This is a genomic window from Oryzomicrobium sp., from assembly GCF_021287045.1.
Classification (GTDB): domain Bacteria; phylum Pseudomonadota; class Gammaproteobacteria; order Burkholderiales; family Rhodocyclaceae; genus Oryzomicrobium.
Window position 1 is genome coordinate 29,969 of sequence record NZ_JAJTBG010000012.1, and the last position, 21,047, is coordinate 51,015.

18 protein-coding genes are annotated in these 21,047 nt (G+C 69.1%); 2 read left to right on the forward strand and 16 right to left on the reverse strand.

The genetic code is table 11. The features are described 5' to 3' along the window. Position 1: 1 nt before the first annotated feature. The 9 genes from asd to aroC all read right to left on the reverse strand — a co-directional run bounded on the left by asd (position 2) and on the right by aroC (position 9,215). The gene (asd, locus tag LWW89_RS13695) at positions 2-1,132 is read right to left on the reverse strand and encodes an aspartate-semialdehyde dehydrogenase (RefSeq protein WP_293265092.1); all 1,131 of its coding nucleotides are present in this window, start codon (positions 1,130-1,132) and stop codon (positions 2-4) included. 147 nt (positions 1,133-1,279) lie between these two features. Then, positions 1,280-2,338: a 3-isopropylmalate dehydrogenase gene (leuB, locus tag LWW89_RS13700; RefSeq protein ID WP_293265094.1), complete on the reverse strand. Its 1,059-nt coding sequence runs from the start codon at positions 2,336-2,338 to the stop codon at positions 1,280-1,282. 120 nt (positions 2,339-2,458) lie between these two features. Continuing rightward, positions 2,459-3,097, reverse strand: a complete 639-nt coding sequence (leuD, locus tag LWW89_RS13705) for a 3-isopropylmalate dehydratase small subunit (RefSeq protein ID WP_293265096.1) — start codon at positions 3,095-3,097, stop codon at positions 2,459-2,461. A 14-nt stretch (positions 3,098-3,111) separates the two neighbouring features. Continuing rightward, positions 3,112-4,533, reverse strand: coding sequence for a 3-isopropylmalate dehydratase large subunit (leuC, locus tag LWW89_RS13710; RefSeq protein ID WP_293265098.1), 1,422 nt, complete (start codon positions 4,531-4,533; stop codon positions 3,112-3,114). A gap of 232 nt (positions 4,534-4,765) precedes the next feature. Further along, positions 4,766-5,662, reverse strand: a complete 897-nt coding sequence (locus LWW89_RS13715) for a LysR family transcriptional regulator (protein WP_293265100.1) — start codon at positions 5,660-5,662, stop codon at positions 4,766-4,768. A gap of 13 nt (positions 5,663-5,675) precedes the next feature. Beyond that, entirely contained in the window at positions 5,676-6,455 is a 780-nt protein-coding gene (locus tag LWW89_RS13720) for a M48 family metallopeptidase (protein WP_293265102.1), read from the reverse strand. A gap of 24 nt (positions 6,456-6,479) precedes the next feature. After that, positions 6,480-7,658: an MFS transporter gene (locus LWW89_RS13725; RefSeq protein ID WP_293265104.1), complete on the reverse strand. Its 1,179-nt coding sequence runs from the start codon at positions 7,656-7,658 to the stop codon at positions 6,480-6,482. A 128-nt stretch (positions 7,659-7,786) separates the two neighbouring features. After that, the gene (locus tag LWW89_RS13730) at positions 7,787-8,035 is read right to left on the reverse strand and encodes a YdcH family protein (protein ID WP_293265106.1); all 249 of its coding nucleotides are present in this window, start codon (positions 8,033-8,035) and stop codon (positions 7,787-7,789) included. A gap of 79 nt (positions 8,036-8,114) precedes the next feature. Continuing rightward, complete coding sequence (gene aroC, locus LWW89_RS13735; RefSeq protein ID WP_293265107.1) at positions 8,115-9,215, reverse strand: chorismate synthase; 1,101 nt, start codon at positions 9,213-9,215, stop codon at positions 8,115-8,117. A 162-nt stretch (positions 9,216-9,377) separates the two neighbouring features. Between aroC and LWW89_RS13740 the strand changes: the two genes are divergently transcribed. Beyond that, a complete protein-coding gene (locus LWW89_RS13740) occupies positions 9,378-10,040 on the forward strand; it encodes a DsbA family oxidoreductase (RefSeq protein WP_293265108.1) in 663 nt (220 codons plus the stop codon). A 323-nt stretch (positions 10,041-10,363) separates the two neighbouring features. On the opposite strand, the gene LWW89_RS13745 is transcribed toward LWW89_RS13740, so the two are convergent. The 3 genes from LWW89_RS13745 to ilvB form a co-directional block, all read right to left on the reverse strand. Next, positions 10,364-10,720, reverse strand: a complete 357-nt coding sequence (locus tag LWW89_RS13745; RefSeq protein WP_293265110.1) for a DUF488 domain-containing protein — start codon at positions 10,718-10,720, stop codon at positions 10,364-10,366. Positions 10,721-10,871: 151 nt separating this feature from the next. Beyond that, positions 10,872-11,183, reverse strand: coding sequence for an acetolactate synthase small subunit (gene ilvN / locus LWW89_RS13750; RefSeq protein ID WP_293265112.1), 312 nt, complete (start codon positions 11,181-11,183; stop codon positions 10,872-10,874). Between the two features lie 17 nt (positions 11,184-11,200). Then, positions 11,201-12,904, reverse strand: a complete 1,704-nt coding sequence (gene ilvB / locus LWW89_RS13755; RefSeq protein WP_293265114.1) for an acetolactate synthase large subunit — start codon at positions 12,902-12,904, stop codon at positions 11,201-11,203. 539 nt (positions 12,905-13,443) lie between these two features. Here ilvB and LWW89_RS13760 point away from each other — a divergent pair. Next, positions 13,444-14,772 (forward strand): Na+/H+ antiporter NhaC family protein, encoded by a 1,329-nt coding sequence (locus LWW89_RS13760; RefSeq protein ID WP_293265116.1) that lies wholly within the window; start codon positions 13,444-13,446, stop codon positions 14,770-14,772. A gap of 110 nt (positions 14,773-14,882) precedes the next feature. On the opposite strand, the gene fadD is transcribed toward LWW89_RS13760, so the two are convergent. The 4 genes from fadD to LWW89_RS13780 all read right to left on the reverse strand — a co-directional run bounded on the left by fadD (position 14,883) and on the right by LWW89_RS13780 (position 21,033). Then, positions 14,883-16,595, reverse strand: a complete 1,713-nt coding sequence (gene fadD, locus LWW89_RS13765) for a long-chain-fatty-acid--CoA ligase FadD (protein ID WP_293265118.1) — start codon at positions 16,593-16,595, stop codon at positions 14,883-14,885. Between the two features lie 28 nt (positions 16,596-16,623). Further along, positions 16,624-16,839 carry a hypothetical protein gene (locus LWW89_RS13770; protein WP_293265120.1) on the reverse strand — a complete coding sequence of 72 codons (216 nt, stop codon included), beginning with the start codon at positions 16,837-16,839 and terminating at the stop codon, positions 16,624-16,626. A 9-nt stretch (positions 16,840-16,848) separates the two neighbouring features. Further along, positions 16,849-17,319 (reverse strand): CBS domain-containing protein, encoded by a 471-nt coding sequence (locus LWW89_RS13775; protein WP_293265122.1) that lies wholly within the window; start codon positions 17,317-17,319, stop codon positions 16,849-16,851. A gap of 210 nt (positions 17,320-17,529) precedes the next feature. Then, positions 17,530-21,033, reverse strand: a complete 3,504-nt coding sequence (locus tag LWW89_RS13780; RefSeq protein ID WP_293265124.1) for a UvrD-helicase domain-containing protein — start codon at positions 21,031-21,033, stop codon at positions 17,530-17,532. Positions 21,034-21,047: the final 14 nt, after the last annotated feature.

The window sequence follows — 21,047 nt, forward strand, 5'->3', positions numbered from 1 at the left end:
ATCAGGCTTCGAGCAGGATGCGCAGCATGCGGCGCAGCGGCTCGGCGGCGCCCCACAGCAGCTGGTCGCCGACGGTGAAGGCACCCAGGTAGTCCGGACCCATGGCCAGCTTGTGCAGGCGGCCGACGGGAACGGTCAGGGTGCCGGTGACGGCGGTGGGGGTCAGCTCGCGCTCGGTGATCTCGCGCTCATTGGGAACCACCTTCACCCAGTCGTTGGCGGTGCCGATGATCTCGCTCACCTCGTCCAGGGGCACGTCCTTCTTCAGCTTGATGGTCAGGCCCTGGGAGTGGCAGCGCATGGCGCCGATGCGCACGCACAGGCCGTCGATGGGAATGCTGCCGGCGGAGCGGAAAGCCGGCTTGCCGAGGATCTTGTTGCACTCGGCGCCACCCTTCCATTCTTCCTTGGACTGGCCGTTGTCGACGGGCACGTCGATCCAGGGGATCAGGCTGCCGGCGAGCGGGGTGTTGCGGAAGTTCTTGGTCGGGAAGGCGGACGAGCGCATGGTCTCGGCCACTTTGCGGTCGATGTCGAGGATGGCGGAGGCCGGATCGGCCAGGTCGCCCTTGACCGCGTCGTGCAGGGCGCCCATCTGGGCGAGCAGCTCGCGCATGTTCTGGGCACCGGCGCCGGAAGCGGCCTGGTAGGTCATGGCGGACACCCACTCCACCAGGTCGGCCTTGAACAGGCCGCCCAGGCCCATCAGCATCAGCGACACGGTACAGTTGCCGCCGATCCAGTTCTTGCCGCCCTTGGCCAGGGCATTCTTGATCACGTCCAGGTTGACCGGGTCGAGCACGATCACGGCATCGTCGGCCATGCGCAGGGCGGAAGCGGCGTCGATCCAGTGGCCGTTCCAGCCGGAGGCGCGCAGCTTGGGGAAGACTTCCTTGGTGTAGTCGCCGCCCTGGCAGGTGATGACGATGTCCATCTTCTTCAGCTCATCGATGGAATTCGCATCCTTCAGGGTGCCGCCCTCCTTGCCGCCGAAGGCCGGGGCCTTGCCGCCCGCTGCCGAGGTGGAGAAGTACACCGGCTCGATCAGGGCGAAGTCGTTCTCTTCCTGCATGCGCTGCATGAGGACGGAACCGACCATCCCCCGCCAACCAACCAGACCAACCTTTTTCATGGTGCCAACCTTCAACCTTGATAACGAAAAAAACTGTCCCGATATAACGGCCGGGAAAAATCAAACATTAACACGTTAGCGGGCACTCGCGCGCATGGCACGCCAGCGCCCGCAACGATTTGGCGCCGGCACGGCGCCACCCCCATATCAGAGGGCGGCCAGGACCGCATTGCCCATCTCCTGGGTACCCACCTTGGTGGTGCCCGGCTCGTAGATGTCGCCGGTGCGATAGCCCTGGGCCAGCACCTTCTTCACCGCGTTTTCCACCTTCGCGGCGGCTTCTTCCAGGTTGAAGGTGTAGCGCAGCATCATGGCGGCGGAGAGGATGGTGGCCAGAGGGTTGGCCACGCCCTTGCCGGCGATGTCCGGGGCGGAACCGTGGGACGGCTCGTAGAGGCCCTTGTTGTTGGCGTCCAGGGAGGCCGAGGGCAGCATGCCGATGGAGCCGGTGAGCATGGAGGCTTCGTCGGACAGGATGTCGCCGAACATGTTGCCGGTGACCATCACGTCGAACTGCTTGGGCGCCTTGACCAGCTGCATGGCGGCGTTGTCCACCAGCATGTGGGTCAATTCCACGTCCGGGTATTCGGGCGCCAGTTCGTTCATCACGTCGCGCCACAACTGGGTGGTTTCAAGAACGTTCATCTTGTCCACCGAGCAGACCTTCTTGTTGCGCTTGCGCGCGGCCTCGAAGGCGACCCGGCCGATGCGGCGGATTTCCGACTCGGTGTAGTGCATGGTGTTGAAGCCGAAGCGCTCCCCATCGCGCATTTCGATGCCGCGGGGCTGGCCGAAGTAGATGTCGCCGGTCAGCTCGCGCACGATCAGGATGTCCAGGCCGGCCACCACTTCGGGCTTGAGGGTAGAGGCATTGGCCAGTTCCGGGTAGAGGATGGCCGGGCGCAGGTTGGCGAACAGGTTGAGCTGCTTGCGGATGCCAAGCAGGCCGCGCTCGGGGCGCTGTTCCCGGGGCAGGCTGTCCCACTTGGGGCCGCCCACGGCGCCGAGCAGCACCGCATCGGCCGCCTGGGCCAGCTTTTGCGTCGCTTCCGGGTAGGGGTTGCCGGTGGCGTCCACGGCACCGCCGCCGAGCAGGCCCTCTTCCATTTCCAGGCCCAGGTCCAGGGCCTTGAGCACCTTGACCGCCTCGGCGGTGATTTCGGGGCCGATGCCGTCGCCCGGCAATACGCAGATTTTCTTCGTCATGTCGTCTCTCTCGTCAAGCCGAAGCCCCGCCGGTCGGGCGGGGCTCCAAAATGTCGCATCAAAAAGGAAGGTAGCGGCCCCGCGGGGCCTTGCCAATCGGCATTACCGCTACTCTGGCGTTCAGGCGAACAGCCAGGGCTGCTCGACGCGGCGCTTGGCCTCGAAAGCGCTGATTTCGTCGGCGTGGCGCAGGGTCAAGCCGATGTCGTCCCAGCCGTTGAGCAGGCATTCCTTGCGGAACGGGTCGATCGGGAAGGGGATGGCCTTGCCGTCGGGCCGGGTCACGGTCTGGGCGGCCAGGTCGATCACCAGCTTGTAACCCGGGGCGGCATCCACCTGGGCGAACAACTCGTCCAGCTCGGCCTTGGGCAGCACGATCGGCAGAATGCCGTTCTTGAAGCAGTTGTTGAAGAAGATGTCGGCGTAGGACTCGCCCAGGATGGCCTTGAAGCCCATGTCGAGGAGCGCCCAGGGGGCGTGCTCGCGGCTCGAACCGCAGCCGAAGTTGGCCCGCACCAGCAGGATTTCGGCGCCGGCGTAGCGCGGCTGGTTGAGCACGAAGTCCGGGTTCTTGGGCCGCTGGCTGCAATCCATGCCGGGCTCGCCGTGGTCCAGGTAGCGCCACTCGTCGAAGCAGTTGGGGCCGAAACCGGAACGCTTGATGGATTTGAGGAATTGCTTGGGGATGATCGCGTCGGTGTCCACGTTGGACCGGTCGAGGGGGGCGACGAGACCGTCGAGAAGGGTAAATGCCTGCATGTGCGTGCTCCCGCTCAGCTGAATTGGCGAACGTCGGTGAAATGGCCGGTCACGGCGGCGGCGGCGGCCATGGCCGGGCTCACCAGGTGGGTGCGGCCGTTGGGGCCCTGGCGGCCCTCGAAGTTGCGGTTCGAGGTGGAGGCGCAGCGCTCGCCCGGCTCCAGCCGGTCGGCGTTCATCGCCAGGCACATGGAACAGCCCGGCTCGCGCCATTCGAAGCCGGCGGCCTGGAAGATCTTGTCCAACCCCTCGGCCTCGGCCTGGCGCTTGACCAGGCCGGAGCCCGGCACCACCAGCACGCGCTTGACTGAATCGGCCTTGCGGCGGCCCTTGGCGACGGCGGCGGCGGCGCGCAGGTCCTCGATGCGGGAGTTGGTGCAGGAGCCGATGAACACCACGTCCACCGGGATCTCGCTGATCGGGGTGTTGGCGGTGAGGCCCATGTACTGGAGCGCCCGCTCCATGCCGGAACGGCGGGTCGCGTCGCTCTCGGCGGCCGGGTCGGGCACGCGGCCGGTCACGGCCACCACCATCTCCGGCGAGGTGCCCCAGGTCACCTGGGGCTGGATGTCCTCGGCGCGCAGTTCCACCACCCGGTCGAACTGGGCGCCTTCATCGCTGTGCAGGGTCTTCCAGTAAGCCACGGCGGCATCCCAGTCGGCGGCCTTGGGCGACAACATGCGGTCCTTGAGGTAGGCGCAGGTGGTGTCGTCGGCGGCCACCATGCCAGCGCGGGCGCCGGCCTCGATGGCCATGTTGCACACGGTCATGCGCCCTTCCATGGTCAGGCCGCGGATCGCCGAGCCGGCGAACTCGATGGCGTAGCCGGTGCCGCCGGCGGTGCCGATCTTGCCGATGATGGCGAGGACGATGTCCTTGGCGGTGACGCCGGCGCCCAGGGTACCCTCGACCGTGATGAGCATCGACTTGGACTTCTTCATCAGCAGGGTCTGGGTGGCGAGCACGTGCTCCACCTCGGAGGTGCCGATGCCGAAGGACAGGGCGGCGAAGGCGCCGTGGGTGGAGGTGTGGGAATCACCGCAGACCACGGTCATGCCCGGCAGGGTGGCGCCGTTTTCCGGGCCGATGACATGCACGATGCCCTGGCGCTCGTTCATGAAGGGGAAGTAGGCCAGTGCGCCGACGGCCTTGATGTTGGCGTCCAGGGTTTCCACCTGCTGGCGCGAGATCGGGTCGGCGATGGTGGCCGTGCCCCGGGCCGCGTCCCAGCCTTCGGTGGGGGTGTTGTGGTCCGCCGTGGCGACGATGGAGGAGATCCGCCAGGGCTTGCGGCCGGCCAGCTTGAGGCCCTCGAAGGCCTGGGGGCTGGTGACTTCGTGCACCAGGTGGCGGTCGATGTAGAGAATCGCCGTGCCGTCCGCTTCCTGGTGGACGACGTGGCTGTTCCAGAGTTTGTCGTAGAGCGTCTGCGCCATGCCTGCTTCCTCGAATGAACATCCCCGAAAGGCGCCCGGTCGCGCCGGATGCGGCGGCGGGCGGGGTCGGGAGGGAGCACATCCTACCTCAGGGCGTCCCTCTCACGTCCGGCAAGGATGCCCGGGCAATGACGTCTTGGGTAGCGATGGATAAAGAATCTGCCATCGCCGTTGACGATGGCACTGCATCGCCCCCCGCCCATGGGGCGGGCGCCCCCTCCCCTACCCGGGCTCAGGCCCGGCAGAGGTGGGTGAACAGGCGCTGGGCGGCCGGCGAGAGGGCCTCGCCGGCGCGGCGGCAGACGAACAGCTGGCGCAGGGCCCAGTCCTCGTCCAAGGTCAGGGCCACCAGGCCCAGGGAGGCGATGTAGGGGGTGGTGGCCGCCTGGGGCACCACCCCGACCCCCAGGCCGGCGGCGACCATGGCGCACACGGCGTCGAAGCTCGACACCCGGATCGGCAGGTGCAGCTCCCGCCCGGCCTCGGCGGCCTCGCGCTGCAAGCGGGCGTGCAGGGCGCTAGTGGCGGGCAGGCCCACCAGCGGGTAGTCGAGGGATTCGGCAAAGCGCACCTTGCCGCGCCCGGCCAGGGGGTGGTCCGGGGTGACCAGCAGTTGCAGGCGGTCAGTGCGGAACGGCACCAGTTCCAGGCCGTCGCGCTGGGGCTGGTCGCTGACGATGCCCAGGTCGGCCACCTGCTCCACCACCGCCCGGGCAATGGCGTCGCTGACGTGTTCTTCCAGGTGCACCCGGATGCCCGGATGCTCCCGGCCGAAACTGGCCAGGGCCGCCGGCAGGAATTCGACGATGGCCGAGATGTTGGCGTGGAGCCGCACCAGCCCGGACAGGCCGGCGCCGTAGCCGCGCACCTCCTGCTCCACCTGGCGGGCCTGCTCGATCAGGCTGCGGGCGCGGCCGAGCAGGGCCTCGCCGGCGGCGGTCAGACCCACGCCCTTGCTGTGACGCTCCAGCAGCGGCGTAGCCAGTTCCCGCTCCAGGTCGGCCAGGCGCTTGCTGACGGCGGAGGCCACGGTATGGCTGCGCTCCGCCGCCCGGGCGATGCTGCCGGTCTCGGCCACGGCGACGAACAGTTCCAGGTCGCGCCAGTCGAAGCGGATGCGGGATTCCACGCCGGCCTCCGGATCAGCGCGGCCGGTAGTAGGCCAGGGCCTCGGGCATCAGGGATTCGAGCTGGCGGATGCGGGTGGCGTCGGCCGGGTGGGTGGACAGCAGTTCCGGCGGCTTGGCCTGGCCCTTGCCCGCATCGCTCATGCGCTGCCAGAAGGCGACGGCGGCCCGGGGGTCGTAGCCGGCCTTGGCCATGTAGATGAGGCCCATGCGGTCGGCCTCGGATTCCTGCAAGCGCGAATAGGGCAGCAGCACCCCCACCGTGACGCCGGCGCCGAGCAGGCCGGCGTAGAGGTTGCGTCGGCCCGGATCGTCGGTGGTCAGGGCGGCGGCGGCGGTCAGGCCGCTCACCACCATCTGCTGGCTCATGCGCTCGCCACCGTGGCGGGCGATGGCGTGGGCCACCTCGTGGCCGATCACCGTGGCCAACCCGGCCTCGTCCTGGGTGACCTTGAGGATGCCGGTATAGACCGCCACCTTGCCGCCGGGCAGGCAGAAGGCGTTAAGGGTCTTGTCGTTGTCGATGACCTTGAATTCCCACTGGTAGCTGGTCTTGCCAGTGGCCTCGGCGATGCGCCGCCCCACCTTCTGCACCAGGGCGTTGGCCGCCGGGTCGGCGGATACCTTTTCCTTCTTCAGCACCTCCTGGTAGGAGGTCAGGCCGAGCTTGGTCTCTTCCGATTCGCTGGTCAGCAGCAACTGGCTGCGGCCGGTCAGCGGCACGGTCTGGCAGGCGGCGAGCACCACCGCCAGGGCGGTCAGGCCCCACATCGACTTGATTCGCACTCCCTGCATTTCCCGCATCCCCGCATTCCCCTTTCAGACGGCGGCCGCGACCGGCGCCGGTTCATCCTCGCGCACCCAGCGGGCGGCGAGGAGCCAGCCGATCACGGCGAATCCGGCGCTCAGGGTATAGACCCAGGCCGGACCGATGGTGTCCCATAGATAGCCCGAGATCATACCGCCAACCAGCCCGCCGGCCCCGAACGACAGGCTCGAATAGAGGGCCTGCCCCCGGGCCTGGGTGCGGCCGGGGAACCAGCGGTTGATCGCGGCGATGGCCGCGGCGTGGAAGGCGCCGAAGGTGATGCCGTGGAGCAGCTGGGCGAGCACCAGCACCGGCAGGGAGCCGATGCCCCAGCCGATCAGGAGGAAGCGCAGCACCGCTGCCGCCAGGCTGGCGAGCAGGATCTGGCGCAGGCCGTAGCGGCGCATCAGCCGGGCCATGAAGTAGAACACGGCGATCTCGGCCGCCACCCCCAGGCACCACATGCCCCCCACCAGGGCCTTGCTGTAGCCGTAGTCGGACAGGTAGATCGAGTAAAAGACGTAGAGCGCCCCGTGGGTCGCCGACATGAAGAAGCAGGCCGCCAGCAGGGCCCGCACCCGGGACTGGGCGAGCACGCCGCGCAGCCCGCCGGGGGCCGATGCGTGACGCTGCCCGCCGTGGGCCTCGGGCAGGGTGAAGGCCAGGGCGGCGATGCCGGCCAGGATGGCGGCCACCAGGGGCACCACGGCGGACACGGACATCCGGTCGAGCAGCGCCCCGCCCCCGGCCACGGCGACGATGAAGCCGACCGACCCCCACATGCGGATGCGGCTGTAGCGCCCCGCCTCGCCCTTCAAGTGGTCGAAGGTGAGGGATTCCACCAAGGGCAGGGCCGCGCTCCAGAAGAAGGCCATGGCGATCATGGCTGCCATCAGGGCGGCGAAGCGCTCGGCGACGAAGAAGCCGCAAAAGCCCAGCACCGCCACCGCCGAGGTCCAGCGCACCACCGTCAGGCGCTTGCCGCTGCGGTCGGCGAACCAGCCCCACAGGGCCGGGGCGAACAAGCGCATCAACTGGGACTGGGTCATCAGCAGGCCGATGTCCCAGGCCGACAGCCCGAGGGATTGCAGGTACAGGCCGAAATAGGGGGAGAACGCCCCGACGTAGGCGAAGTAGAAGAAGTAGTAACCGGCGAGGCGCCAGTAGGGCAGCCCGGGGGCGGAAGGCATGGGAGGGGCGGAAGAAGCGGAGGCCCCGCGCGGCGGGACGGAAAGGGTTCGGCGAAAAGGTGAGAAAACGGGGCGGCGGAAACGACCGCGGGGGGCCTAGCCCCCCGCAGGCGCGACTGCCGGACGGTTCAGGCCGGCACGTGATCCTTGAGCATGCCGTAGAGGTCGTCCTTGAGCTTGAGGCGCTGCTTCTTCAGGGCTTCCAGCTCGATATCGCCGAGCAGGGTGCTGCCCTCCTCCGCCTTCACCACCTCGTTGTTCACCACGTGGTATTCGCCGAACAGGCGGGCGAAGTGGGCGTTGGACACCTTCAGGCTGCTGATGGTCTCCCGGTACTCGGGAAACTCGTGATGCAGGTCGTGCGGATCGATCACCATGGCGTACCTCCCTTGTTGGTTTGAATCAGGGTACTGCGTAACCTGGGGCGCCCGGCCGTTTCGCCACGGTGCGCGCGGTTCAGCCGACCGCCCCCGGAATGCGCGGCGTGGCGCACACCACATCGCCGCACTGGGCGCGGTGGAGCAGGGCGTGGTCGATCAGGGCCAGGGCCAGCATGGCCTCGGCGATGGGGGTGGCGCGGATGCCGACGCAGGGGTCGTGGCGGCCGAAGGTTTCCACCATCACCGGGGTGCCGGCCACGTCCACCGACTGGCGCGGGGTGCGGATGCTGGAGGTGGGCTTGATGGCGATGCGGGCGACGATGTCCTGGCCGGTGGAAATGCCCCCCAGCACGCCGCCGGCGTTGTTGGAGAGGAAGCCCTGGGGCGTCATGGCGTCGCCGTGCTCGGTGCCGCGCTGGGCAATGCTGGCGAAGCCGGCGCCGATCTCGACGCCCTTGACCGCGTTGATGCTCATCAGGGCGTGGGCGATGTCGGCGTCGAGCCGGTCGAACACCGGCTCGCCCCAGCCCGGCGGCAGGCCGGTGGCGGTGACGGTGATGCCGGCGCCCACCGAATCGCCGTCCTTGCGCAGCTGGTCCATGTAGGCCTCCAGCTCGGGGACGATGGCGGCGTTGGGGGCGAAGAACGGGTTCTGGCCGATCTCTTCGGCGGACTCGAAGGGAATGGCGATGGGGCCGAGCTGGTCCATCCAGCCGCGGATGGAAACGCCGTAGCGCTCGAACAGCCACTTGCGGGCGATCGCCCCGGCGGCCACGCGCACCGCGGTTTCCCGGGCCGAGGAGCGGCCGCCGCCGCGGTAGTCGCGGAAGCCATACTTTTGCGTGTAGGCGTAGTCGGCGTGGCCCGGGCGGAACTGCTGGGCGATGTTGCCGTAGTCCTTGCTGCGCTGGTCGGTGTTGCGGATCAACAGGGCGATCGGCGTGCCGGTGGTCTTGCCCTCGAACACCCCGGAGAGAATCTCCACCTCGTCCGGCTCGCGGCGCTGGGTGACGTGGCGCGAGGTGCCCGGCTTGCGCCGGTCCAGGTCGGCCTGGATGTCGGCCTCGGTCAGGGACAATCCCGGGGGACAGCCGTCCACCACGCAGCCGATGGCCGGGCCATGGGATTCGCCGAAGGAGGTAACGGTAAAGAGGGTGCCAAAGGTGTTGCCGGACATGAGCGCGCAAATCCCGAAAAGCGCACCGAACAGGTGCCAAAAGATAGGGATGAGTTTAGCATGGGCGCCCTGCGCATCCCTCCCGCCCGGCGGGAGGGCAGCCCCCGAACGACGCTCCGGCGCCCGCAGAGGTGCCGCCGCAGCCCCCACAGGAACACCCTCATGCTTACCATCGACATCGTCTCCGACGTGGTCTGCCCCTGGTGCTACATCGGCAAGCGCCGCCTCGAAGCGGCCCTGGCCGACCTGCGCCAGGCCCGGCCCGATCTGCCGGTGGCCATCCGCTGGCTGCCCTACTTCCTCAACCCGGACACCCCGCCCCAGGGCGAGCCCTACCGGCCCTTCCTGGAGGCCAAGTTCGGCGGCCCGGAAAAACTGGCCGAAACCTGGGCCCGGCTCCGCGAGGCGGGCAACTCGGTCGGGATCAACTTCGCCTTCGAGCGCATCGAGGTGCGGGCCAACACCCTGGCCGCCCACCGCCTGATCCACCACATGCAGCGCACCCTGCCCCAGGCCACCAAGGATCTGGTGGAGGGCCTGTTCATGATCAGCTTCGTTGAGCCGCGCAACCTGGGCGACCACGAGGTGCTGGCGCGCATCGCCGACGCCGCGGGCTGGGACTACCAGAGCGCCCTCGACTTCCTGGCCGGCGACGGCGAGGAGGAGCAGGTGCTGGCCCTGGCCGAGCGGGTGCAGCAGATGGGCGTCACCAGCGTGCCCTTCTTCATCTTCGGCGGCCGCCTCGGCGTCTCCGGCGCCCAGAGCCCGGAGATCCTGCGCCAGGCCATGGACCAGGCCATCGCCGGCGCCGCGGCCAACGACTGAGCCCGGCGGGCACGTCCCGGAAACCCAATAGGGGCGCGGACCTTCAACCAGACAGTCTGGAAACCCAACAGGGACGCGGCTTTCCATAGACGTGCCGCTAAGATGCCCACCCCGCCTTGAGTTCAGCCCAGGCACATGAAAAAGCCACCGCTCCTCCGGTGGCTTTTTCGTCGCTGGATCACGGGGTTTCCCGCCGGTAGCGGGATCAACACCACAGCGCAGCGGATCGGGTCCGGGCGCCCGACAAGCCTGCGCCGCACCCACCTACTCAGCGCACTCTGCCGCCGCCACAGGGCACCGCAGCGCCTTCCGCCAGGGCGCCTTTAGGTGCCGCGGGCCAGCAACAGGTCGCGCAGCACGATCGCGTGGTTGCGCTCCGTCTCCCGGGTGCTGTAGACCAGGGTCAGGGGACCGGCGGCGGCCAGCTGGCGCAGCTCGGCCAGGGCGGCGGCCGGTCCCGGCTCGGCCAGTTCGGCCAGGTAGCGGCGGCGGAATTCGTCCCACTTGGCCGGATCGTGGCCGAACCACTGGCGCAGGGCGGTGCTCGGCGCCACGTCCTTGAGCCAGAGGTCCAGGCCGGCCTCGGCCTTGGTCACGCCCCGGGGCCACAGGCGGTCCACCAGCACCCGGCGGCCGTCGGCGGGGCTGGGCGGTTCATAGGCACGCTTGAGTTTGACCATGGCGAATGAGGGAAAGTGGTCGATCCAGCCAGCATGGCCCAGGCCGGGCGCCCCGTCCAGGGGGCAGAAATGACGACGGGCCGCCCGGAGGCGGCCCGCTGAGGTACAGGCTGAAGCGCGGGAACGGTGCGGGCACCGGCCCGCCCCCGGGTCAAGCCCGGGTGAATTCCTCCAGGCGCTCGAACACCGGGTGCTGGTTGCCGTGGCGGCGGACGGCCAGCACGTCCTCGAGCTTTTCCACCTGCTTGATCATCTGCTCCAGGCGGGCGTCCTCGTTGACCTGCAACCAGATGCGGCTGGTGGCGCCATCGCCCTGGGGCAGCACGACGATGCCTTCGACGTTGTAGGCGCGGCGGGAGAACAGGCCGACCACGTGGCTCATCACGCCGGCATGGTTATTCACGTCGAGCTCGACCACGGTGCAGGCGAGGGCCTGGCGTTCGGATTGGGTGCTTGCGTTCATGTTCATTCCTCCCGGACTCAGCCGATCATTTCCTTGTTGGCGGCGCCCGGGGGCACCATGGGGAACACCTTCTCGGCCACGTCGATGCTGACGTGGATCAGGCAGGGACCGCGGCGGTTGAGGGCCTCCCCGAGCATGGCCCGGGCCCCGGCGTCGTCGGCGGCCTCGTCCAGATCCACCGCGTCCAGGCCGAAGGCCTTGGCCAGGGCCATGAAGTCGGGAATGCCCTTGTACTTGGAGGCGAAGGTGCGCTCGCCGTAGAACAGGGTCTGCTGCTGGTACACCAGGCCCAGGGAGGCATTGTTCATCAACACCACCTTCACGTTGGCCTCTTCCTCGGCCAGGGTGGCGAACTCCTGGATGTTCATCAGCAGGCTGCCGTCGCCGGTGAAGCACACCACGGTGCGCTCCGGCTCGGCCAGAGCAGCGCCCAGGGCGGCGGGCACGCCGAAGCCCATGGTGCCGAGGCCGCCGGAGGTCAGCCACTGGCGCGGCCGGCGCAGGGGGTAGGCCTGGGCCACCCACATCTGGTGCTGGCCCACGTCGGTGGCGATGGCCGCCGAATCGTCCAGGGCGTCGGCCACGGCCTTGACCAGGCCGTAGTGGCTGCGGGAATCCTCGACCTTGGGCATGACCAGGGGGAAGTCGCGCTTGAGCTGGGCGACGCGGCCCAGCCATTCTTCACGGATCACCGGCTTGACCAGGGGCAGCAGGCCCTTCAGCACCTGGCCCACGTCGCCGTGCAGACCGACGTGGGCGGCTTTGAGCTTGTCCAGTTCGGAGGGATCGATGTCCACGTGGATGATCTTGGCCTGGGGGCAGAACTGGGAGAGCTTGCCGGTGGCCCGATCGTCGAAGCGGGCACCCACGGCGATCAGCAGGTCGCACTCTTCCAGGGCCAGGTTGGTGCAGCGGGCGGCGTGCATGCCGAGCATGGACAGGGACAGGGGATGATCCACCGGCATGGCGCCCAGGGCCATCAGGGTCATCACCGTGGGCAGGGAGGCCTTCTCGGCCAGGGCCGTGGCCAGCAGCGAGGCACCGGAATGCACCACGCCGCCGCCCAGGTAGAGGAGCGGCCGCTGGGCGCCGTTGATCATCTCGGCGGCGATGGCCAGGGGCTCGGCCGGCACTTCCGGCAGCGGGTCGGCCACGCCCGGGGCGGGCCAGGCGGATTCGTCGGCGGGCAGTTCGATGGACTGGACCTGGACGTCCTTGGGAATGTCCACCAGCACCGGGCCGGGACGGCCGGACAGGGCCAGGCGGAAGGCCCGGGGAATCACTTCGAGCAGTTCGTGGGCCGAGCTGACCATGAAGTTGTGTTTGGTGATGGGGATGGTCAGCCCATAGGTGTCCACCTCCTGGAAGGCGTCGGTGCCGATCATGCTCTGGGGCACCTGGCCGGTGATGGCCACGATGGGAATCGAATCGAGCTTGGCGTCGGCGATCGCCGTCAGCAGGTTGGTGGCGCCGGGGCCGGAGGAGGCCAGGCACACCGCCGGAACGCCGGTGGCCCGGGTCATGCCCTGGGCGATGAAGCCGGCGCCCTGCTCATGGCGGGCCAGCACGTGGCGGATCGCCTGGGACTGGGACAGGGCGTCGTAGAAGGGCAGGATGGCGCCGCCGGGAATGCCGGAAACGATGCGCACGCCCTGGCGTTCGAGCAGGCGCACGGCGAGCTGGGCGCCGGTCAGGGTGATGGTCTTGGGTTGGGTCGTCATGGAGGCTCCTTGCAATTCTCGGGTTCGGATCACCGCGTCCAGGTTGCTGGGCTGGCTGTTCGTCGCCGGCAGGAGGCCCCAAAAGGCGAAACCCCCGTCGGCGTCGCCGGCGGGGGTTTCTGGATTCGGTTCGGTCAGTGTCTGGACCGCTTCGTTCAGCTCGCGCAACCCCGCGCCGGCATAGTAACGACTACGCCTACGACGACTACGACGGGGACTGCGACCAGGGTGCGGAACATGATGTTGGCGGTGGGCAGAGTCAAAGGGTCGAAGAAACGACGGAGGCTGGGCCGCTACGGCAACCGCTCGATGAGGCGGCTGGAAGCAACGTGGGTAACGTCTGAAACTAACCGCGAGGATGGCGGATAACCACCCACGCAAAACTACGGGTAAGCGCGAAGTTTCTGCCAAAAATTGCGGCGGTGCAAGAAAATTTTTTCACGGACCCGGCAAGAAACATAGCCAAGCCCCGATGCATCCGGTAAGGTGCGCGCCTTCCTGGCCGCACCGGCCATGCCATTGTTTTGCAACGCTTTCCCATGAACGCCGTCCTGCTCGCCGTCGCCCTGATGCTGGGGCTGTCCCTCGCCCGTATCCACGTGGTCATCGCCCTCCTCCTCTCCGCCGTGGCCGGCGGGCTGGTGGGCGGGCTGGACCTGAAGGCCACCCTGACCGCCTTCAACAACGGCCTGGGCGGCGGTGCCGGGGTGGCCCTGTCCTACGCCCTGCTCGGCGCCTTCGCCCTGGCCCTGGCCGAATCGGGCCTGCCCCACGCCCTGGCCGATTTCCTCGAAAAGCGCCTGGCCGCCGCCCCGGGGCGCAACGCCGGGCGGATCAAATGGGCCATCCTGGGCGCCCTGCTGCTGCTCGCCATCTCGTCCCAGAACCTGCTGCCCATCCATATCGCCTTCATTCCCCTAGTGGTACCGCCCCTGCTGCACACCCTGGCGGGCCTCAAGGTAGACCGGCGCCTGGTGGCCTGCCTGCTCACCTTCGGCCTGATCACCCCCTACATGTGGTTCCCGGTGGGCTTCGGCGAAATCTTCCTCAAGCAGATCCTGCTCGGCAACGTGGAAAAAGCCGGGCTGGGCGCCGACGTCATCGCCCGCCTGGATATCAGCGGCATCATGACCATCCCCGCCCTGGGCATGCTCGCCGGGCTGCTGCTGGCGGTATTCGTCAGCTACCGCCGGCCGCGCCGCTACGACCTGGCGGCCATCGACGCGGTGGAGCGGGAATCCGTCGCCTACACGCGCCGCTCCCTGACGGTGGCCGGGCTGGCGGTGGCCGCCACCTTCGCCGTGCAGATCTGGGCCGACTCCATGCTGCTCGGCGCCCTGGCCGGTTTCGCCCTGTGCGTAGCCGGCGGCGCGGTGCCGCTCAAACGCGCCGACACGGTGTTCGCCGACGGCATGCGCATGATGGCCACCATCGGCCTGATCATGATCGCCGCCGCCGGCTTCGCCGAGGTGATGAAGGCCACCGGCCACGTAGCCTCCCTGGTGGAAAACTCGGTGCAGCTGGTGTCCGGCAGCAAGGCCCTCGGTGCCTTGCTGATGCTGGTGGTGGGGCTGATCGTCACCCTGGGCATCGGCTCGTCGTTCTCCACGGTGCCGATCATCGCCACCCTGTACGTGCCCTTCGCCCTGCAACTGGGCTTCTCCCCGGCCGCCGTGGTCTGCCTGGTAGGCACCGCCGGCGCTCTGGGGGACGCGGGCAGCCCGGCCTCGGACTCAACCCTGGGCCCCACCGCCGGCCTCAACGTGGACGGCCAACACGACCACATGTGGGACACGGTGGTGCCCACCTTCCTGCACTACAACCTGCCGGTGCTGGCCGCCGGCTGGATCGCGGCGATGGTGCTGTAGGCAACATAGGCACTGTAGACAGCCCGGCCGACGACCCCTGCCTTGGCCCCCGTCAACGACAAAGCGCCCCGCGGGGCGCTTTGTCGTTGGTGCCGCGGTGCAGCTCCGTATCAGGCCACCTTGCGCGCCGCCTGCTGCTTGGCCTCGTCCTTCAAGGCGCGGCGCAGGATCTTGCCCACGTTGGTCTTGGGCAGCTCCTCGCGGAACTCCACCAGGTGCGGCACCTTGTAGGCGGTCATGTTGTCGCGGCAGTGGGCCACCAGGGCCTCGGCGGTGAGGGCTGGGTCCTTCTTCACCACGTAAATCTTCACCGCCTCGCCGGAACGCTCGTCGGGCACGCCCACGGCAGCCACTTCCATCACCCCGGGATGCATCGCCACCACCGCCTCGACCTCGTTGGGATACACGTTGAAGCCGGACACCAGGATCATGTCCTTCTTGCGATCCACGATGCGCACGAAACCCTGCTCATCCATCACTCCCACGTCGCCGGTGCGCAGGAAGCCGTCGGACCAGAACACGCCGGCGGTCTCGTCGGGGCGCTGCCAGTAGCCCTTCATCACCTGGGGCCCGCGGATGCACAGCTCGCCGGCCTGGCCGATGGGCAGGGGGTTGCCGTTGTCGTCGCGGATCGACGCCTCGGTGCTGGAGATGGGCAGGCCGATGGCGCCGTTGAACTCGGCCAGGCTCAGGGGGTTGATGGTGGCGGCAGGCGAAGTCTCGGTGAGGCCGTAGGCTTCCACCAGGGCCTTGCCGGTGACCTTCTGCCATTTCTCCGCCACCGCCTTCTGCACCGCCATGCCGCCGCCCAGGGCGGCGCGCAGGTGGCTGAAATCGAGTTTGGCGAAGTCCGGGTTGTTGAGCAGGGCGTTGAACAGGGTGTTCACCCCGGTGATGACGGTGAACGGGTACTTGCCCAGCTCCTTGACGAATCCGGGGATGTCCCGCGGGTTGGTGATCAGTACGTTGGTCGCCCCCTCCTTGAAGAAGGTCAGGCAGTTCGCGGTGAGGGCGAAGATGTGGTACAGCGGCAGGGCCGTGATGATCAGCTGCTGCTCGCCCTGGAGGAAGGGCTCAATCCAGGCGTGGGCCTGTTGCAGGTTGGCGATGATGTTGCGGTGGGTGAGCATGGCGCCCTTGGCCACCCCGGTGGTGCCACCGGTGTATTGCAGGTAGGCGATGTCGTCGTGGGTCACCTTGACCGGGGTGAAGCGGGCCGCCGCCCCCTGGGCCATGGCCCGGTTGAGCGGCACGGCGCCGGGGATCGACCAGTCCGGCACCATCTTCTTGACCTTGCGCACCACGAAATTCACCACGGTGCGCTTCACCGCCGGGAAGAAATCCCCCAGGCCGGTGACCAGCACGTGCTTGAGGGCGGGGGCGTGGGGCAGGGACTCTTGCAGGGTGTGGGCGAAGTTGTCCACCACCACGATGGCCTCGGCGCCGGAATCGGCCAGCTGGTGCGCCAGCTCCCGGGGGGTGTAGAGGGGGTTGCAGTTCACCACCACGTAGCCGGCGCGCAGGATGCCGAACATGCACACCGGGTATTGCAGGACGTTGGGCATCATCAGCGCCACCCGGGCGCCCCGGGGCAGCTTGATCACGTCCTGGAGGTAGGCGGCGAAGTCGCGGGAGCGCTGCTCCAGCTCCCGGTAGGTGATGCCCACGTCCATGTTCAGGTAGGCCACCCGGTTGGCGAACTTGGCGCAGCTTTTCTCGAACAGCTCGCCCAGGGAGGCGAATTCATTGACGTCGATTTCCGCCGGCACCCCCTCCGGGTAGCTCTTCAGCCACAGGCGGTCCGCGAGCTCGTGTTGTTCCATGTGTTCTCCTCCAATGGCTAAGCCCTGGTTATTGGTCGACCGCTCGAGGCGGCGGTTTCTTGTTGGTCCGGCATCCGTCAATCGGGCCGACATAATTCAAACGATCGTTTGATGCCGTCGATTCTACCCATTTTTTGCCCGGCGGGAACACCCCCACCGCCAACGCCACGCTCTCGCCGCCAAATCGCCGGAGCACCAAGCAAAACGGCCACCCGAAGGTGGCCGTTGCCGGATCGTCGTCCATCCGCCGTCCTCAGGCGGCGGCGCCGCCGTCCCCTTCGGGCCAGTTCTTGATGTAGTTCTTCAGCATCTTGTTCTCGAAGCTCTGCTCTTCGAGCACCGACTTGGCCACGTCGAGAAAGGACACCACGCCCATCAGCAGCTCGCCGTCCATCACCGGCAGGTAGCGCTGGTGCTGGTCGATCATCAGGCGGCGCAGGTCGTTCACGTCCATGTCCGGGGTGGCGAAGGCCGGGTTGCGGATCATCACTTCCTCGACCTTGACCTGGTCGAGGGCGCCGCCACAGAAGTTGGTGGCGCGGCTGGCCACGGCCTTGAGCACTTCGCGGAAGGTCAGCATGCCCACCATCTTGCCGCCCCCCATCACCACCAGGGAGCCCACGTCGTGGTTGGCCATCACTTCCACCGCGCCGTCGAGGGTCTGCTGGGGCATGGCGGTGAACAGCACCGAACCCTTGATGCGCAGAATTTCCCGGACTTTCATGCTCTTCCCCTTTATCGGAACTGGCCGGCTTCTGCTTCGAACGCCGCGCCATCCGTGGCTAAAAATTTAATGGGCGGATGGTAGTGCATCGCACTATTTTGGGGAAGAGCAAAAATGCGGCCCCGCCCCCCGGATGCCAAGGAAATCACGGCGTTGCCCCGGCTCGGGGCGGCAGGGGCAACGCCGTAGCTTTCCGACACACTCACACGTTCACACTTCGACCACGGAAGCGTCGGCAAAGATCAGTGCGCCGCGCACCGGCAGGGGGAAAAGGGCCGCCAGGGTGGTGCAGTAGCCACGCACCTGGGCCCGGTAGTCGGCCAGCCGGGGCGTGTCCGCCGTGCCCGATTTGTAGTCCCCCACCCACACCGCCTCCTCGGTTTCCACCACCCGGTCGGCCCGTAGCACCGAGCCGTCGGGCAGGCCCATCTCCAGCTCGTTCCAGGCGCGCTTGTAGCGGGCCGGATCGAAGAAGGGCGCCAGGTCCGGATGGGCGAACAGCTTGGCTCCGGCGGCGTGGGCCCGGGCCAGCAGCGGATCGGCGGATTCGGGCAGGGGCAGGCCGTCGGAGAGTGCTTCCAGGGCGGCGTGCAGGGCCGTGCCGTAACGCTCCGCCTCGCCCTGCTCGGCTCGCCGCTCGCCAATGGGCGCCGCCGGCAGGGGCGCCATGGAAGGCCCGGCGGGACGCGCCTCTCCAGAGGCATCGCCCGGAGAACCAATAGGGACGCGGGGTTCCGCAATGGCGGCCTGGAAATCTCCGTCCTGCGCCATCTCCAGCGTAGCGCCGTAGGCCGCGCCTTGGCCGGGTTTTGCATCCTCGGCCAGGGCGCCGAGGCGGCCCAGGGCCCCGGCGATGCGGCCGTAGGGGGTCGGCGCGTTCACCGCACGCTTAGGCACGATGCCGCTGGCGAAGAAGCCTTGCCTGGCCCGGGTGATAGCCACGTACAGCAGGTTGAGGGCCTCCCGCTCGGCCAGGGCCTTTTCCTGGTCGAACCAAGCGGAAAGCGCCGATTGCTTGCGGTCCTCGCTGCGCCAGGCGGCCAACCAGGCCGGGGCCTCGGCCTCGGGGGGCCATTCCACCGCCCAGCCCACTGTGTCGTGGCGGCCGCCGCCCGGGGCGTTGGCATCCACCAGCCAGACGAAGGGGGCCTCCAGGCCCTTGGCGGCATGGACCGTGAGCAGGCGCACCCGGCCGCCGTCGCTACCGTTGCCACCGGCACCGTTGGTGTCGTCCAGCTCGCCCTCGTCCGGGGCCTCTTCCGGGTCGGCGTCGGCCAGCTCGCGCAGGGCGTCGAGAAAGCGGGGCAGGCTCGGGTAGCGGCCGCCGCCCTGGTCCAGGGCCAGTTGCAGCACGGCTTGCAGGTTGGCGGCCACGGCCCCGTAGGCGGCCTCGCCCAGGGACGCCCGGTAACGGGCCAGCACCTCGCCCTCGTGGAACACCCGGTCGAGCAGGTCGTGGGCGGGCAGTTCCAGGGCGGCGCGACGCCAGCGGCGCAGCAGGTCCACGGCGCGGCGGCGGCGGGCCAGGGCGGCAGCCTCGGCCGGAGTCGGCGCGGCGGCGAATTCCGGGGAGGAATCAACGGCATCGGCGCTGCCGGCCACCAGGCGCTTGAGGCGCGCCCACCAAGGGCCGCCCCCGGCCCGGCTCACCGCCAGCAGGTCGGCGTCGGTGAAGTCGAACAGGGGCGAGCGCAGCACCTGGGCCAGGGCCAGGTCGTCGGCGGGCAGCACCAGAAAGGCGATCAGGGCCGCCAGGTCCCGGGCCTCCAGGGTGCCGAGCAGGCCGCCCCGGGAAGCCGCCAGGTAGGGAATGCCGGCGGCGCGCAGGGCCGCTTCCACCGGGGCGAAGCCGCGCCGGGTGCGGGACAGGATGAGGAAGTCGCCGCAGCGGGCCGGCCGTACCGGACCGCCAGCGCCCTGGGGATGGACGGCCCAGCGCCCCACGGCCCGGGCGATGGTGGCGGCGACCAGGGCCGCCTCCCGCTCCCGGCGGGAATCCTCGGCTTCCACCTCGGGCTCGCGCAGGGGGTCGCGCAGACGCGGGGGCTCGGCACCGCCCCCCTCCCCTGCCGCAGCCGCAGCGTCGTCGCCGTCATCGGCCACCAGAGGCAGCAGCTCGATGCGCCCGGGCAGGTCGCCGGCCAGGGACTCCTGGGGGCGGAAGGGGGTGAACAGGGGCTCGGCGGCGAACAGGGCGTTCACCCCGTCGATGATCGCTTTGGCGTTGCGCCGGGTGCGGTCCTGGGCCAGGCGCACGGCGTGGAAGTTGTGTTCGAGGAAATCGGCGGCGGCGGCGAACAGGCGCGGTTCGGCGCGGCGGAAGCGGTAGATTGACTGCTTCGGGTCCCCCACCAGGAACACCTGGGGCGCCGCCTCCCCTTCCGGGTAGGCCGCCAGCCAGCCGCGCAGGATGGCCCATTGCAGGGGGTTGGTGTCCTGGAACTCGTCGAGCAGGATGTGCCGGTAGCGGGCGTCCAGCCGGGCCTGGAGAAAGGCCGCCTGGGTGTCGTCGGCGAGCAGCTTGGCGACGCGCCATTCGGCGTCCACGAAGTCGATCACCCCCCGGGCGGCCTTGTGCCGGTCCAGGGCGGCGAGGAAGGCGGCGCCGACCAGGGCGGCGTCGCCGTTGAAGGCGTAGCAGGCGGCGTTGGCCAGCCGGGCGCGGCAGGCGAGCAATTCGCCGCACAGGCGCTGGTGGCGGGCGACGAAGGCCTCGGCGGCGGCCTCGCTGCCCAGGCGCTTGGCCGAGGCGGCGCTGGGCTTGCGCGCCAGGGGCGATCCTTCCTTGGTCAGGCTCATGGCGCACAGCAGCGCAAAGCGGTGCGCGGGATCGGCCTCCGCCAGCGCCTGGCGCAGCACCGCCGCCTGGTCCTGCTCCTTGCCCGTACCCACTTCCAGGGCGCCGAGCAGGGCCTGCCATTCCAGTTCCCAACCCGGCGGGAACAGGGCGGCGTAGGCGTCCGCGGCGGTGGGAGCGGAACCGTCGCCCAGGGCCGGCAGCAGGGCGTCCAGGGCCCGGGCGGCGGCAGGCGTGGCGGTGGCGGGGTCGAGTCCGTCCGCGCCGTTCTCAGGTGCGGCAGCCTCGTCCGGCTCGTCTTCCCCCACCAGGGTCATCCACTCGGCGCGGCGGGAGGCCAGGTCGGTCATCAGGGCATAGGCCCCGGCCCCGCCCTGCTCCGCCAGCAGGCGCAGGAAGGCCAAAGCCACCGGGGTGTCCGGGGCGGCGCCCTGGGCCTCGGCAAATTCTTCCCACACCTCGGCCAGCAGCCGGGCCGGGGCGTCGGCCAGGGATACGCCGGCACAGCCGGCGGTGAGCGGCGCACTGGCCGCCAGTTGCAGAAACCAGCCGTGGAAGGTGTGCACCGACAGCCCAGGTTCGGCGGCCAGCACCGCCTCGTAGAGGCCCCGGGCCTTGTCGCGCAGGCCCGGCGACTGGTCGGCAAGAGGAATCGCCCGCTCGGCCAGGAAGCGGCCCAGGGCGGCGTCGTCGGCCACCGCCATGTCACGCAGCCAGCCGCGCACCCGTTCCTCGATCTCCCGGGCAGCCTTGCGGGTGAAGGTGATGGCCAGGATTTCGGAGGGGGCCGTGCCGGCCAGCAGCAGGCGCAGGATGCGGGAGGCCAGCAGCCAGGTCTTGCCGCTGCCGGCGCAGGCTTCCACCACCACCGAACGGCGGGGGTCGAGGGCGAGGCGGATCAGGTCGTCGGTGGTCATGACGGTTGGTTCGG